Here is a 12,708-nt window from a genome sequence, read left to right on the forward strand (position 1 = left end):
GAGGTGTGTTTACACAGAGTGTGCAAATACCCCTCGACTCCGAGGTTGGGACATGGGCTCGCATAACCGGTCAATTCGGTTCAAGATCTTCTTATTGCTGTTGCTACCCCTCCTGTCTCTGAGTGCGCTCTGGGGCTTTGCCCTCAATCTCACCGTGGGTGACGGCCAGGCCCTTCTAAGAGCCAACACGCTTTATCAGACGATCGGCATCACCTCCACCGACCTGGGCTTACAGCTCCAAGCCGAGCGGGCCCAATCGGCCGTGGCGGTCACCACCCGTCAACTCACCCAGGAGCTCGGGGCACAGCGCGCCCGCACCGACAAGTCCGTGGCCGACTTCCAGAAGTCCGCCGTGACAGCGGGTGACGCGATCAAGGACAACCTGCGCGACTCGCTCAACACACTCACCGCGGAGCTGAACCGGCTCGGCTCCATCCGCGCCGACATCGACGGCGGCATCAGCTCCCGGCTGACCAGCCTCAACGAGTACAACCGGGTCCTCGACGCCATCTTCCGGCTCTACGACCAGCTCGTCTCGGTGCCCGACCTGCCGCTGTTCCAGCAGGCGTCGTCGCTGCAGGCCATGGGCAACGCCCGGGAGATCATCGCCCGCGAGCACGCGCTGCTCAGCGGCGCGCTCATCGACCGCCGGCTCACCGAGCCGGAGCTCACGGCCTTCACCGAGTACGTCGCGGCCCGCAGTTTCCTCAGCGCCCGTGGCCAGGCCGGGCTCGACACGGCGCTCCGCAGGCCGTACGAGCAGATCTTCGCCGGTGAGCCGTTCAGGGACTTCACCGCCATGGAGGCGCGCATCATCGCGAGCGGCGCCCCACCCGCCGACGGCGCGATGTGGAACTCGACCGTGGACCGGCTCACGGCGCAGCTCGACAAGCTCGGCGCGTCGTCCGGCGAGGTGCTGAGCGAGCGCGCGCTCGACGCCGCCACCAGCACCATGGTGAAGATCGGCACCGCGGGCGGCCTCGGGCTGATCGCCGTGCTCGCCTCGATCATCATCTCCGTACGCTTCGGCCGCCGCCTCGCCGGTGAGCTGGCCGCGCTCAGGTCCGCGGCCGTGGAGCTGTCCGACAACCGGCTGCCCGGCCTGGTCGACCGGCTGAGCCGGGGCGAAGAGGTCAACGTCAAGAAGGAGGCCAAGCCGCTCAAGGTCAGCGGCGCGGCCGAGATCGTCGACGTGGCCAAGGCGTTCGGCTCCGTGCAGCGCACCGCCGTGACCGCCGCCGTGAGCCAGGCCGCGATGCGCCGCGGCATCGGCCAGGTGTTCCTCAACCTCGCCCGGCGCAAGCAGGGCCTGCTGCACCGCCAGCTCGCGCTGCTCGACGGCATGCAGCGCCGTACCCACGACCCTGACCGGCTGGAAGAGCTCTTCCGCCTCGACCACCTGACGACCCGCATGCGGCGTCACGCGGAGAGCCTGATCATCCTGTCCGGCTCCGCACCCGGCCGGGCCTGGCGCAAGCCGGTGCCCGCGGTCGACATCGTCCGGGCGGCCATCGCCGAGGTCGAGGACTACACCAGGGTCACCGTCGAGGCCATGCCCGGCAGCGCGCTCGACGGAGCCGCCGCCGCCGACCTCACCCACCTGGTCGCCGAACTGGTCGAGAACGCCACCATCTACTCTCCACCCACCACCACCGTGGTCGTCCGCGGCGATCTGGTGAGCAACGGCTACGCGATCGAGGTGGAGGACAGAGGGCTGGGGCTGTCTCCGGGCGAGTACGCGGCGTTCAACGCGCTGCTGACCAACCCGCCGGAGTTCGACCTGGCCGACAGTGACCGGCTCGGCCTGTTCGTGGTGGCCAGGCTGGCCGAACGGCACGGCATCCAGGTGCTGATGCGCCGTTCGCCGTTCGGCGGCACCACCGCGATCGTGCTGGTGCCGCGCGGGCTGGTCCACGACCAGGCCGCACTCGAGGCGGGCGGCGGCGGGGAAGCGCCCGCGCTGCCCAGCCGTACCAAGAAGAAGACGCTCGCGGTGGTGAACGGCACGCATGCCGGGCTGCCACGGCGAGTGAAACAGGCAAATCTGGCACCCCAGCTCAAGACGGACGAATCATCTGAGCCGGAACCGGAAGAGAAGAAGACAGAGCGCTCTCCCGATGAGGTACGGGACCTGTTCTCCGCCTACCAGCGGGGAACCCAACGCGCCCGAGAAGAAGCGAATGAGGAGGGGGAGGCATGAGTGTGCCGACGACCAACACCGGTGAGCTGAACTGGCTCCTCGACGACCTGACGACCAGGGTCGGAGCAGTACGCCAGGCCGTCATCCTGTCGACCGACGGCCTGGCGGTCGGCTACTCCAAGGGGTTGACCCGCGAGGACGCCGAGCACATGTCGGCCGTCGCCGCCGGGTTCCAGAGCCTGGCCCGCGGCACTGGACGGCACTTCGGCGGCGGGGACGTACGCCAGACCATCGTCGAGATGGAGTCGGCGTTCCTCTTCGTGACGGCGGCGGGGAAGGGCACCTGCCTGGCCGTGCTGGCCGACGCCAACGTGGACGTCGGGCACATCGCCTACGAGATGGCGATGCTCGTCAAGCGGGTGGGGCAGCACATATCCACCAACCCCAGGGCGACATCGTCATGAACGAGCCCCCGCGGTGGCTTGACGAGGACGCGGGGCCGGTAGTCCGGCCCTACGCCCTCATTCGCGGGCGCACCAGAACCTCCGGGGAGGCGTTCGACCTTATGGCGATTGTCTCCGTCGTCGGCGACCCGGAGTCGTATGATCTCGAACCCGAGCAATTGCTCATCCTGCGGGCAGCGCGTAACCCGATCACGGTGGCCGACGTGGCCGTCGAGCTCGATCTGCCCGTAGGCGTCGTCCGGGTGCTGCTCGGCGACCTGCGTGACCACGGCCTCATCTCGGTGACGTCCCCCTCGGAAAAGGGGCCGCGTCCGAATGAGCGCATTCTCAAGGAAGTGATCAATGGACTCCGTGCTCTCTGAGGACCCCGTCGCGCTGAAGATCCTGATCGCCGGGGGGTTCGGCGTGGGCAAGACCACGCTGGTCGGCGCGATCAGCGAGATCAGGCCGTTACGCACGGAGGAGGTGCTCTCCGATCGCGGCGTCGGCGTCGACGATCTCGACGGTGTGGAGGCCAAGACCACCACCACCGTCGCGATGGACTTCGGCCGTATCACGATCCGCGAAGGGCTGGTCGTCTACCTGTTCGGCACCCCGGGGCAGGAACGGTTCTGGTTCATGTGGGACGAGCTGTCCTACGGCGCGCTCGGGGCCGTCGTGATCGCCGACACCCGGCGGCTGACCGACTGCTTCCCGTCCGTCGACTACTTCGAGCAGCGCGGCACGCCGTTCGTGGTGGCCGTCAACTGCTTCGACGGCGCCGACCGGCACAGCGTGGACGACGTGCGGATCGCGCTCGACCTGGACGACGACGTGCCCGTGCTGCTCTGTGACGTGCGGCGGCGCACCTCGGCCAAGGAGGTCATGGTCACGCTGGTCGAGCACTCCTTGAGGACGATGACCTCAGCCAACTGAAGGGCCTGCGGACGGTTGATGACCTCAGCTGACTAAAGGGCCCGCAGACCGTTGATGACCTCTCTGAGCAGGCTCTCCGTAGGGGTCGTCGCTTTGGCGAGCGGCGGCCGGGCCGACACCAGGCCGTAGTCGAGCAGATCTCCGAGCAGTACCCTGGCCACCCCCACCGGCAGGCTCAGCTCGGCGGCGATCTCGACGACCGGCCTGGTCTGAGCCATGACGCAGTCCATCATCCTGCGGTGCTGGCCGCTCAGCTCCGCCTTGGCGGGCACCGGCAGGCCGGTCGACGACACGGTCGCCAGCAGGTCGAGTTCGGGCGCCGAGGACTTGGTGCGCCCCCTGGCCACCGCGTACGGCCGCACAACCGGGCCGGCCTCCTCGTCAACCCACTCGTCTGGCCCATGGGTCACTATTGGGATCCCCCATCCTGATCGCTGTCCTGCCGCCCGCGCTGCCAGCCCGACTGGAGCGAGGAGAGCAGAGCCCTCGCCTCCTCCGGTGAGCGGCTCTCGGACGAGCGTGCCTCAGTCTGCTCGGGGGGTGGCGACTGCTTGAGCTGCTCCGGCAGGTTGGCCTGCCGCACCCGGCGGGGCAGCGCCGACTCCTGGGTCCGCTCAGGGCCGTGCTTGGCCGTGCGCTGGCGGCGGGGCAGCTGGCCGGGGGCCGTCGTGTCGTGAGCCGTCCGGACGTCCTGAGACGTCCTGCCGTCCCGAGGCGTCCTGCTTTCCTGAGGCGTCCTGACCACCGAGACGGACACAGACTCCAGCTCGGGCATCCGCACCGGCGTCGGGAGGGCCTGGATCAGCGCTGTGGGCACCAGCACGATCGCGGTGGTGCCGCCATAGGGGGAGGGCTTGAGCGTGACCGTGATGCCGTGTCTGGCGGCCAGCATGCCGACCACCGAGAAGCCGAGCCGCTCGGTCTGCGACGCCTCGAACTCGGGTGGGCTCTCCAGCTTCTCATTGACGGCCTGCCGGGCCTCGGGGGTCATGCCCAGCCCGCGGTCCTCGACCTCGACGGCGAAGCCCCTGCCGACCAGCTCGCCGCGGACCGAGACCTCGTTGCCCGGCGAGGAGAAGGCGGCGGCGTTCTCGATCAGCTCCGCGAACAGGTGCATGAGGTCGGCCACGGCCGCGCCGGAGACCCCGCACTCCGGCATCGGGTAGACGCGGACCCGGGTGTACTCCTCGACCTGCGCGGCGGCGCCGCTCAGCACGTCCTCGACCGGGATGACGCCGCGCCACCTGCGCCCGGCGGAGCCGCCGGACAGCAGCACCAGGCCCTCGGCGTGGCGGCGCATGCGGGTCGTCAGGTGGTCGATCCTGAACAGCCGGGACAGCGCCTCCGGGTCCTCGGTCTCGCGCTGCATCTCGTCCAGCAGCTTGAGCTGGCGTTGCAGCAGCGACTGGCTGCGCCTGGCCAGGTTGCGCAGCGCCTCGGAGACGCCTTGGCGCAGTTTGGCCTGCTCGACGGCCGCGTCCACGGCGGTGTACTGGACGCTGTCGAACGCCTTCGCCAGGTCGTCGATCTCGCTGGTCGCGCCGTCGCACATCTTGATGGGCGGCACCTCGGCCGGGATGTCGACGTTCTTGCCCTGCCGCAGCTTCGTCACGACGCCGGGCAGCCGGATCTCGGCCAGGTCGAGCGCGTTGCGGCGGAGCGCCGCCAGCTCACGGCTGACGCGCCGGCCCACCCGGATGGAGATGAAGATGGACAGGGCGACCGCGATGAGGCCGAGGACGCCCGCCACGCCGGCCCGTACGAGGATGGCGATGCCGGCCGGCGTCATCCGGGCCAGCAGCCGGTCACCGTTGTCCCAGATGACCTGGGTGTAGTCCTTCAGCTCGGGGTCGGCCATGCCGCGCCAGACCGCCGGGTCGAGCATCCGGCCCGAGACGTAGCCGTCCAGCGCGCGCTCCATCGCGGCCCAGCGCGCGGACTCGGTGACCTGCTCGAACGGGGTCCGCAGTTCGGCGTCGAGGTTGGCCATGGCCTTGGGGAACATGTACGTCCGCGTGCCGTCGATCCTCGCGAGCATGTGCATGTCGCTCATGGACGGCTTGCCGTTGGACGCGATGATCAGCGCGTGCTCGCGGCTCAGCAGCTCGCGGACCTCGCTGGCCGCGATCAGACCCTGCGCCTGCTGGGCCAGCTCGACGTCCGTGCCGAGCGTCAGAGACGGGTACAGGTGATGGACCGCGTCGCTGACCTCCGAGTATTCGGTGATCAGCGCGCCGGGGGTCAGCTTGCGGCTGTCGACCTTCTTCCTGATCTCAGGCAGGCGGTCGATGGCCGTGAAGACCTCTTTCAGCCGCCCCTGCATCTCAGGGGTGAGGGCGGCCTGCGTCGTCTCCGACAGGCCCCCGTCGGAGAGCCGCTTCTTGACCTCGTCGACCTTGCCGCGCGTGGCGGCCAGCTGGGCGGGGTCGGCGACGCCGCCGGAGATCACCTCGGCGGAGGCGAGACGCTCCTGCTCGAGTGTGTAGACCAGGAAGTCGGCGTGGCTGATGACTCCGGACCAGATCGTGTCGACCTTCAGCAGGCCCATGGCCTCACCGGAGGTCGTGCTGGCAGCGAAGCCCCAGAGTCCGACCAGAGAAACCAGTGGGAGAACCAGCAGCGTCGAGATCTTGAATCTGATGGATCTGCCAGATGCCATGACGCCCGCTCCCGGATAGAAGATCGCGGGAGAGAATAGCACCAAATGCGGCGGTTCTTAAGATCGACTCGCGACAAATCTATGATATGTCCGGAAATCCGCAGGTCGCTGGATGGCCCGGCCCCATGCCAGCCGTACCAACCACGCGGCGAGCACCGCCAGCAACGCCACCTCCGCGCCCAGCAGCAACCGCTCCACCAACCCGATCATCACCCGCTCACCGGGCAGCGCCACATAGGTGACCGCCAGCACCCCGAGCCCGCCCGCCAGGGCCAGCCACTCGACGGTCCGCGCGACCGGCTGCCACGCCTCGTCGGCCGTGAGCCGGGGCACCAGCAGAGCCGCCGCCGCGGGCAGGCTGACGAACGCCGCCACCGACACGTAACGGTGGATCTCCGCCGTCAGGGTCAGGTCGGCGCCGATGGGCGAGGTCGGGATGACCGCGGCGACGATCAGCGCCCCCGACCACACCCACAGCAACCGCTCCGGCAGCCCCCGCACCGGTGCGTTCGCCGCTTTCAGCGCCCTCAGCAGGACGATCGAACCGAGGCCCAGCACCATCATCGCCGCTTCCGTGACGCCCCCGCGGTCGGACACGGCGTATTCGCTGACGGTCACGTTGAGTGGGTTCAGGCCGGGGTCGAGCACCAGCTGCCCGACCACGATCCCGACCACCGCGAACACGATCGACCCGCAGGCGATGATGGGATAAAGCCTCTTTGCGGTCATGGCCCTACTTTCCCGCCGCCCGGCCCACCCTCACATCAGGCGCCGCCCCTGACCCGACCCTGATGTGATCTCGGGGTTTTTTTAAGGGTCTTTCTTTTACGGCAGGCACGGGAGGGCCCATCCGCCGACCGGGGTCGGCGGCCTTCCAGGGGCACGGTCCTCCGCCTCACCGGCTGGGCGCCGTGACGTGCGTCTTCTTGGCCGGGCACGGTCCATCGCTGCTCGCCGCTCGGGTGTAGAGGGCCCTGCGCTCTGCCGGGCTCCGTCGGGTCCTTTCGGTCCTGTCGGGCTCCGTCGGGGCCCACAGGAAAGCCGAGCCCGCTCCCAGGCTGTGTCGAGGTCCGTCGGGGCTACAAGCCCGAGGGGTCTCTGCCGACGCTGATCTCCTCGGCGATCCGGCGGAGTTCGGCCATGTCCAGGCCGGGGGCCTTGGGCAATTGGCGTAGCAAGGCGTCCATCACCACGGGCACCGGCTGCCCGGCCAAGCGGCCGGCGATCCCGTGAACTGCCCTGAACAGCGCCTCATCCGTGTCGTGCATCCGCTCTCCTCGTTCGACTTCCGGGAGAACCGTACGGCGTCGCGGGGACAGTTTCGCGCTACGGCGCCAGCGTGTTCGACACCGGTTCGCGCTACGGCTCCAGCGTGTCGCGCACCGCCGCGCAGATCTCGGCGAGCTGTCCCAGCTGCTCGGGGGTGAGGACGTCGAACAGGCTCCGCCGTACCTCCTCCACGTGGCCGGGCGCGGCGGCGGCCAGCGCGGCGAAGCCCTCATCGGTGAGCGCGGCGAAGCTGCCCCGGCGGTCGGAGTCGCAGGGCCGGCGCCGCACCCAGCCGCGCTCCTCCAGCCGCGCGACCGCATGGGAGAGCCGGCTCTGCGAGCTCTGCGCCCTGTTGGCCAGCTCGCTCATCCGCATCGACCGCTCCGGCGCCTCCGAGAGGGCCACCAAGATCATGTAGTACGTGTGCGGCATGCCCGCCTCGCGCTGGAGCTGGCGGTCGAGCGCTTCGTTCACCAACTGGGTCGCGGCCAGGAAGTCGCGCCAGGTGCGCTGCTCGTCATCGTCCAGCCATCGGGTCATGCGCCCATTTTAGTTGAACTCTCATATACTCAGAGGTAGCTTCCGCCGAAAGGGGTTCACCATGCCGGTCCAGCGGCTCAACCACGCGGTCCTGTACGTACGCGACGTGGAGCGCAGCGTCGCCTTCTACCGGGAGGCCCTCGGCTTCGAGGTGGTCATGGGCATGCCCGGCGCCGCCTTCCTGCAGGCGTCCGGCTCGACCAACGACCACGACCTCGGTCTGTTCCAGATCGGCGAGCAGGCGGGACAGTCCGCCGCCGGCCGGTCCACCGTGGGCCTCTACCACCTGGCCTGGGAGGTGGACACGCTCGACGAGCTGGAGCGCATCGCGGCCAAGCTGAGCGAGCTGGGCGCGCTGGCCGGGGCCTCAGACCACTCCACCACGAAGGCCCTGTACGCGCACGACCCGGACGGCCTGGAGTTCGAGGTCTCGTGGCTGGTGCCCGCCTCGCTCCTCACCGAAGAGGTGCTGACCGCGCGCAGCGGCATCCGGCCGCTCAACCTCGCGGCCGACAAGGAGAGGTACGGCGGCCAGACGCGCGGCGGTGTGGGCGTCTCCATCCCCGTCTGACGTCCTGACGCCTCCATCTCCGTCCGACGTCCCGTCGCTGTGACGTCTCCATCCCCGTCGGATGTCCCGACGCCCCGACGTCTCCGATCCCCCGCCTGACGTCCTGGCGTCACATTTCGCACTGGATGTACCGTGGCCTTATCCCACTCCCGCGCTTTGGAGGAGGGCCATGCCGAGCGATCCCGACCATGTCCTCGACGCCATCGACGGTGTCGTCGACGAATGGGAGACGTTGAGCGCCGACGCGATGCGCTGGGCGCCTCCCGAGAGCAAGTCCGAAGACCTGATCCACGAGGTGACGGAGATCTTCGGTCCGCTCGCGAACGCGCTCAGCCAGGCGTTCCGCCCACTGGGTGACGCCGTGACCCGCGTGCTCGACAATCTGATCGACAACGACGACGAGTCCTGAAATAGCCTGAATAGCCCGCCATAAGCCGCCTGCCGCATGGCCCGGCAGGCAGGCGGGTCAGGCGGGTCAGGCGGCCGAGAGGCGCATGGGGCGTAGGGCGCCTGTGAGCTTGGCGAGTTCGGCCAGCATGGCGTCGGCGGCGGCGGTCATCACGTCGTTGGGCTTGACCGTGCCGTCCTCGACGAACTGCGGGACGAACGGCAGGTTGACGGCCTCGACCACCGGGATCATCTTCAGAGTGCTGACCACCTGGCGCAGGCTGTTGACCGCGCGGGTGCCGCCGGACAGACCGCCGTAGCTCACGAACCCGGCCGCCTTGTGCTGCCACTCATGGTGCAGGAAGTCGAGGGCGTTCTTGAGCACGGCGTTGAAGCTGTGGTTGTACTCGGGCGTCACGAAGACGTAGGCGTCGCCGCGCTCGACGATGGCGCTCCACTCCTTGGTGTGCGCGTGCTCGTACTGCTTGAGCCTGGGGTGGTTCGGCTCGTCCAGGAAGGGGAGGCCGACCTCGGCCAGGTCGATCAGCTCGACGTCGAAGTCGCCGCCGGCCACGGCCCGCTCGTAGAACCACTCCCCGATCACCCTGCCCACGCGGCCGGGGCGGGTGCTGGCGATGACCACCTGCAGTACGGGCTTGGACATGTGGCGCTCCTCAGTCTCAGACATCTAGTCGCTCAACATTATTGAGTAACTACATATTTCTTAGCAAATGGAGCGGCAGTTGGGTAAGATCTGCGGCGTGAGCATTGATTCGGTGTGCGTCAGGTTCCACACCGCCCTCGAACTGATCGGCGCCCGGTGGTCGGGCGCCGTGCTGCAAGTGATCTTCAAAGGCGCGCACCGCTACGCCGCGCTCAAGGCGGCCATCCCCGGGGTCAACGACACGATGCTCGCCCGGCGCCTGCGGGAGCTGGAGGCGGCCGGGCTCATCGAGCGGCGAGTGCTCGACACCTCGCCGGTCAGGGTCGAGTACCACCTGACGGAGATGGGCGAGGAGCTGCGCCCGGTCATAGACGAGCTGGTCATCTGGGCGCACAAGTGGATCCCGCTCCCGGAAGAGAAGGCCTCCTGACCTTCGGGAACCATCAGGCGGCTCCCACGTGTTCGGCGATGGCCTCGGTGACCGGTATGACCGTGGGCAGCGGCCGGGCGGTGAAATGTGCTGGCTTGTGGGTGCGCAGCAGCAGTTCGCCGCTGCGTTCCCAGTCGAAGCCGCGCTTGTTCAGGAGTCTCGCGAAGACCGCGCCGGCCTTCTCGGGATCGCGTTCGGCCAGCCGCCGGATCGGCACCGGCGAGACGGCGTCGCCCCTGAGGTAGGAGCTGACCAGCTCGCGATAGGGCCGCCTGGCGACCAAACCGGGGTTCAGGAAGACCTCCTCCAGCTTGGCGAAGTCGGCGTAGTAACCGAGTCCCGCCACCTCGTCGAAGATCAGGGCCACGGTCTCGGCCCCGTCCATCTGTACGGGCAGTTCCTGCGTGGTCGGCGCCGGGCCGCCCAGGCGACCCGACTGGTAGGCCAGATAGCCGCGGATACGGTCGGCCAGCTCGGCGGGCCGCAGCACGACCAGGTCGGCCCCGAAGTGACTGATGAAGCACCGGCGCTGCTCGCCCTGCAGTTCCCTGGCTTGCGTCAGCAGCACCGGATTGCGGAACACCCAGTCGGGATGCTCCAGCGCTATGTGCGCGGCCACCGACAGGAGCGTGTCGCGCGCGGCGGCGGCGTGCACCGCCGGCGTGCCGCTGATCAGCCAGTCGAGGCCGAGCGGCAGCAGCCTGCCCACCACGTACATGCCTGGGCGCAGCTCTCCGAACGCCGCCTCGCCCAGGTTGGAGAATGCCCGGTAGACCAGCTCGTCCACGAGGTTGAACAGCCGCACGGCCGCCCCGTCGACCACCCGCACCTCGAACACCCCCTCGACCACCTCCTTCCAGCTCGACAGCAGCTCGACCTCGGCCCTGGCCAGGTCGGGCCGCTCGCGCAGGAACCGGTCGATGACCGTGTCGCCGCCGGTCAGCGGGTGCTGGTGGGCGAAGTAGTCGATGGGCAGGAAGGCCGCGGCCTCGTCGGTGGGCGGGTCGTCGGCGTAGAAGCGGTCGAGCACCCCGCTCAGCTCGCGCTCGAACCTGCCGGAGGTGGCAAAGTGGATCAGCTCGGCCTTGAGCTCAACGGCCCGCGCCAGCATGGTCATCATCACTCCTCGTGTCCGGAGTGACACTAACCGTCCCTGGTGCTGTCGGGACGGCTCTTCCGCCAGTTGGGGTCACCACCTGGCGGAAGTCCGGGCCGGTTCGGGTCACCACCTGCCGCCCGTCCGGGTCAGTTGGGGGCGACCACCTGCCGCCCGTCCGGGTCAGTTGGGGGCGACCACCTGCCGTTCGTCGCCCGCCTCGCCGATAGCCTCGTACCGATGAGGTGCCGGGCGAACCGCTGCCGTGGTGGCCCGGTCGCGCGCTCAAGAGGTGGTAGGCGAATGACGCTCTTGGATTACCTACGCGACTGGCAGCCCAAGCCCGTGACCAGCGAAGACGTCATCTCGCCCCAGCCCGCGGCGGCCCTGGCGGCGGTTCTCGACGCGCCGCCGACCGCCGGTGAGGCGCTGCCGTTGCCGTGGCAGTGGCTGTACTTCCTTGAGTGGCCGCCGCAGGCCGCCCTCGGCCTCGACGGCCATCCGGCCGAGGGGCGCTTCCTGCCGCCCATCCCGCATCGGCGGCGGATGATCGCCGGCGGGCGGATGCGGGCGCGGCGGGGGCTGGAGATGGGGCGGCCCGCCGTACGGACCGCTGAGCTGACGGCCGTCACGCCGAAGGAGGGGCGGACGGGAGAGCTGTTGTTCGTGACGGTGCGGTACGAGTACCGGCAGGGTGGGGAGTTGCGGCTGGTCGACGAGCAGGACCTGGTCTACCGCTCGGACCCGCCGACCGAGGGGGCGGCTCCCGGCGAGACGCTTCCGCCGACCGAGGGAGCGACTCCCGGCGAGACACTTCCGCAACCGGGAGAGCCGGCTCCGGCCGCTGCCCCCGCCCCCGCCTCGGCTGACGCTGACGCCGGCGCTGGTCCCGCCGGTGCTGATGCCGCGTGGCGGCTTGCGGTCACCGCCACGCCCCCGCTGCTGTTCCGTTTCAGCGCGCTCACCGCCAACGCCCACCGCATCCACTACGACCAGCGCTACTGCACGGAAGTCGAGCGCTACCCCGGCCTCGTCGTGCACGGCCCGCTGCTCGCCGTTCTCATGGCCGAGCTGCCCCGACGGCACACCCTGGGGCGGCGGATCACCAGTCTGACCTACCGCCTGCGCCGTCCTGTCTTCGAGGGCGAGCCGTTCGTCGTCACCGGCTCGCCGGAGTCGGGGCAGCTGAGCGTCCAGGACGCCGCCGGCAGGCTGCGAGCCGAGGCGCACTTCACCTGACCCCGGCTCACACCGTCTTGAGCATCCCGCCGTCGACGAAGTACGTGGAGCCCACCGAATAGCCGGCTCGCTCCGAACACAGGAAGACCATGAAATCCGCCACCTCTTCCGGGGTGGCGAACCGCTTGATCGGCGCGTGCTCCCGCGCGATCTCGTCGAGGTGCGCCTGCCAGTCCCCGCCGCTGTCCGCGGTCAGCTGCTTGGCGGTCTTCACCCAGTCAGGGGTGAGGACCAGGCCGGGGTTGACGCAGTTCACCCGGATGTTGTGGTCGATGACCTCAGTCGACAGCGTCTTGGAGAACATCATCAGCGCGGCCTTAGCCACGCTTCTTTT

General features: G+C 69.2%; 16 protein-coding genes. 8 read left to right on the forward strand and 8 right to left on the reverse strand.

Annotated features, from left to right (window positions below; translation table 11 throughout):
* The first annotated feature begins 262 nt into the window (after positions 1–262).
* The 4 genes from ACQP2T_RS59995 to ACQP2T_RS60010 are packed head-to-tail and all read left to right on the forward strand — an operon-like array spanning position 263 to position 3,519.
* Positions 263–2,200, forward strand: a complete 1,938-nt coding sequence (locus ACQP2T_RS59995) for a sensor histidine kinase (RefSeq protein WP_433513554.1) — start codon at positions 263–265, stop codon at positions 2,198–2,200.
* Complete coding sequence (locus ACQP2T_RS60000) at positions 2,197–2,604, forward strand: roadblock/LC7 domain-containing protein (protein WP_433513555.1); 408 nt, start codon at positions 2,197–2,199, stop codon at positions 2,602–2,604. Before ACQP2T_RS59995 ends, ACQP2T_RS60000 begins: the two co-directional genes overlap by 4 nt.
* Positions 2,601–2,966 carry a DUF742 domain-containing protein gene (locus ACQP2T_RS60005; RefSeq protein ID WP_357653506.1) on the forward strand — a complete coding sequence of 122 codons (366 nt, stop codon included), beginning with the start codon at positions 2,601–2,603 and terminating at the stop codon, positions 2,964–2,966. The genes ACQP2T_RS60000 and ACQP2T_RS60005 overlap by 4 nt, the downstream gene beginning before the upstream one ends.
* Positions 2,947–3,519, forward strand: coding sequence for a GTP-binding protein (locus ACQP2T_RS60010; RefSeq protein ID WP_225300026.1), 573 nt, complete (start codon positions 2,947–2,949; stop codon positions 3,517–3,519). The genes ACQP2T_RS60005 and ACQP2T_RS60010 overlap by 20 nt, the downstream gene beginning before the upstream one ends.
* Before the next feature lie 32 nt (positions 3,520–3,551).
* Here ACQP2T_RS60010 and ACQP2T_RS60015 read toward each other — a convergent pair whose 3' ends face one another.
* The 5 genes from ACQP2T_RS60015 to ACQP2T_RS60035 form a co-directional block, all read right to left on the reverse strand.
* Positions 3,552–3,929 carry a DUF742 domain-containing protein gene (locus ACQP2T_RS60015; protein WP_433513556.1) on the reverse strand — a complete coding sequence of 126 codons (378 nt, stop codon included), beginning with the start codon at positions 3,927–3,929 and terminating at the stop codon, positions 3,552–3,554.
* Positions 3,929–6,178 carry a sensor histidine kinase gene (locus tag ACQP2T_RS60020; RefSeq protein ID WP_433513557.1) on the reverse strand — a complete coding sequence of 750 codons (2,250 nt, stop codon included), beginning with the start codon at positions 6,176–6,178 and terminating at the stop codon, positions 3,929–3,931. The genes ACQP2T_RS60015 and ACQP2T_RS60020 overlap by 1 nt, the downstream gene beginning before the upstream one ends.
* 57 nt (positions 6,179–6,235) lie before the next feature.
* On the reverse strand, positions 6,236–6,907 hold the full coding sequence (locus ACQP2T_RS60025; protein ID WP_433513558.1) for a DUF998 domain-containing protein: 672 nt from the start codon (positions 6,905–6,907) through the stop codon (positions 6,236–6,238).
* A gap of 350 nt (positions 6,908–7,257) precedes the next feature.
* Entirely contained in the window at positions 7,258–7,446 is a 189-nt protein-coding gene (locus ACQP2T_RS60030; protein WP_357957558.1) for a hypothetical protein, read from the reverse strand.
* A 91-nt stretch (positions 7,447–7,537) separates the two neighbouring features.
* Entirely contained in the window at positions 7,538–7,987 is a 450-nt protein-coding gene (locus ACQP2T_RS60035) for a MarR family winged helix-turn-helix transcriptional regulator (protein ID WP_433513559.1), read from the reverse strand.
* Positions 7,988–8,048: 61 nt separating this feature from the next.
* On the opposite strand from ACQP2T_RS60035, the gene ACQP2T_RS60040 reads away from it, so the two are divergent.
* Positions 8,049–8,558 carry a VOC family protein gene (locus tag ACQP2T_RS60040; RefSeq protein WP_433513560.1) on the forward strand — a complete coding sequence of 170 codons (510 nt, stop codon included), beginning with the start codon at positions 8,049–8,051 and terminating at the stop codon, positions 8,556–8,558.
* A gap of 169 nt (positions 8,559–8,727) precedes the next feature.
* On the forward strand, positions 8,728–8,967 hold the full coding sequence (locus tag ACQP2T_RS60045; RefSeq protein WP_357957564.1) for a hypothetical protein: 240 nt from the start codon (positions 8,728–8,730) through the stop codon (positions 8,965–8,967).
* A gap of 66 nt (positions 8,968–9,033) precedes the next feature.
* Here the strand turns inward: ACQP2T_RS60045 and ACQP2T_RS60050 are convergent, their stop codons facing one another.
* Positions 9,034–9,609, reverse strand: coding sequence for an NADPH-dependent FMN reductase (locus ACQP2T_RS60050; protein ID WP_433513561.1), 576 nt, complete (start codon positions 9,607–9,609; stop codon positions 9,034–9,036).
* Positions 9,610–9,706: 97 nt separating this feature from the next.
* Between ACQP2T_RS60050 and ACQP2T_RS60055 the strand changes: the two genes are divergently transcribed.
* On the forward strand, positions 9,707–10,039 hold the full coding sequence (locus ACQP2T_RS60055) for a winged helix-turn-helix transcriptional regulator (RefSeq protein ID WP_225300008.1): 333 nt from the start codon (positions 9,707–9,709) through the stop codon (positions 10,037–10,039).
* 13 nt (positions 10,040–10,052) lie between these two features.
* On the opposite strand, the gene ACQP2T_RS60060 is transcribed toward ACQP2T_RS60055, so the two are convergent.
* Positions 10,053–11,159 (reverse strand): hypothetical protein, encoded by a 1,107-nt coding sequence (locus ACQP2T_RS60060; protein WP_433513562.1) that lies wholly within the window; start codon positions 11,157–11,159, stop codon positions 10,053–10,055.
* A 279-nt stretch (positions 11,160–11,438) separates the two neighbouring features.
* Between ACQP2T_RS60060 and ACQP2T_RS60065 the strand changes: the two genes are divergently transcribed.
* Positions 11,439–12,374 carry a hypothetical protein gene (locus ACQP2T_RS60065; RefSeq protein ID WP_433513563.1) on the forward strand — a complete coding sequence of 312 codons (936 nt, stop codon included), beginning with the start codon at positions 11,439–11,441 and terminating at the stop codon, positions 12,372–12,374.
* Positions 12,375–12,381: 7 nt separating this feature from the next.
* Here ACQP2T_RS60065 and ACQP2T_RS60070 read toward each other — a convergent pair whose 3' ends face one another.
* On the reverse strand, positions 12,382–12,699 hold the full coding sequence (locus ACQP2T_RS60070) for an SDR family oxidoreductase (RefSeq protein WP_433513564.1): 318 nt from the start codon (positions 12,697–12,699) through the stop codon (positions 12,382–12,384).
* Positions 12,700–12,708: the final 9 nt, after the last annotated feature.

Origin of the sequence: Nonomuraea sp. CA-143628, assembly GCF_050942315.1 — a bacterium.
Classification (GTDB): Bacteria; Actinomycetota; Actinomycetes; order Streptosporangiales; family Streptosporangiaceae; genus Nonomuraea.

Bases quoted from the DNA above. Each gene is read 5' to 3' on its own strand.
- ACQP2T_RS60000 (WP_433513555.1), top strand. From the start codon at position 2,197: ATGAGTGTGCCGACGACCAACACCGGTGAGCTGAACTGGCTCCTCGAC.
- ACQP2T_RS60005 (WP_357653506.1), top strand. From the start codon at position 2,601: ATGAACGAGCCCCCGCGGTGGCTTGACGAGGACGCGGGGCCGGTAGTC.
- ACQP2T_RS60010 (WP_225300026.1), top strand. From the start codon at position 2,947: ATGGACTCCGTGCTCTCTGAGGACCCCGTCGCGCTGAAGATCCTGATC.
- ACQP2T_RS60020 (WP_433513557.1), bottom strand. From the start codon at position 6,178: ATGGCATCTGGCAGATCCATCAGATTCAAGATCTCGACGCTGCTGGTT.
- ACQP2T_RS60025 (WP_433513558.1), bottom strand. From the start codon at position 6,907: ATGACCGCAAAGAGGCTTTATCCCATCATCGCCTGCGGGTCGATCGTG.
- ACQP2T_RS60030 (WP_357957558.1), bottom strand. From the start codon at position 7,446: ATGCACGACACGGATGAGGCGCTGTTCAGGGCAGTTCACGGGATCGCC.
- ACQP2T_RS60035 (WP_433513559.1), bottom strand. From the start codon at position 7,987: ATGACCCGATGGCTGGACGATGACGAGCAGCGCACCTGGCGCGACTTC.
- ACQP2T_RS60040 (WP_433513560.1), top strand. From the start codon at position 8,049: ATGCCGGTCCAGCGGCTCAACCACGCGGTCCTGTACGTACGCGACGTG.
- ACQP2T_RS60045 (WP_357957564.1), top strand. From the start codon at position 8,728: ATGCCGAGCGATCCCGACCATGTCCTCGACGCCATCGACGGTGTCGTC.
- ACQP2T_RS60050 (WP_433513561.1), bottom strand. From the start codon at position 9,609: ATGTCCAAGCCCGTACTGCAGGTGGTCATCGCCAGCACCCGCCCCGGC.
- ACQP2T_RS60060 (WP_433513562.1), bottom strand. From the start codon at position 11,159: ATGATGACCATGCTGGCGCGGGCCGTTGAGCTCAAGGCCGAGCTGATC.
- ACQP2T_RS60065 (WP_433513563.1), top strand. From the start codon at position 11,439: ATGACGCTCTTGGATTACCTACGCGACTGGCAGCCCAAGCCCGTGACC.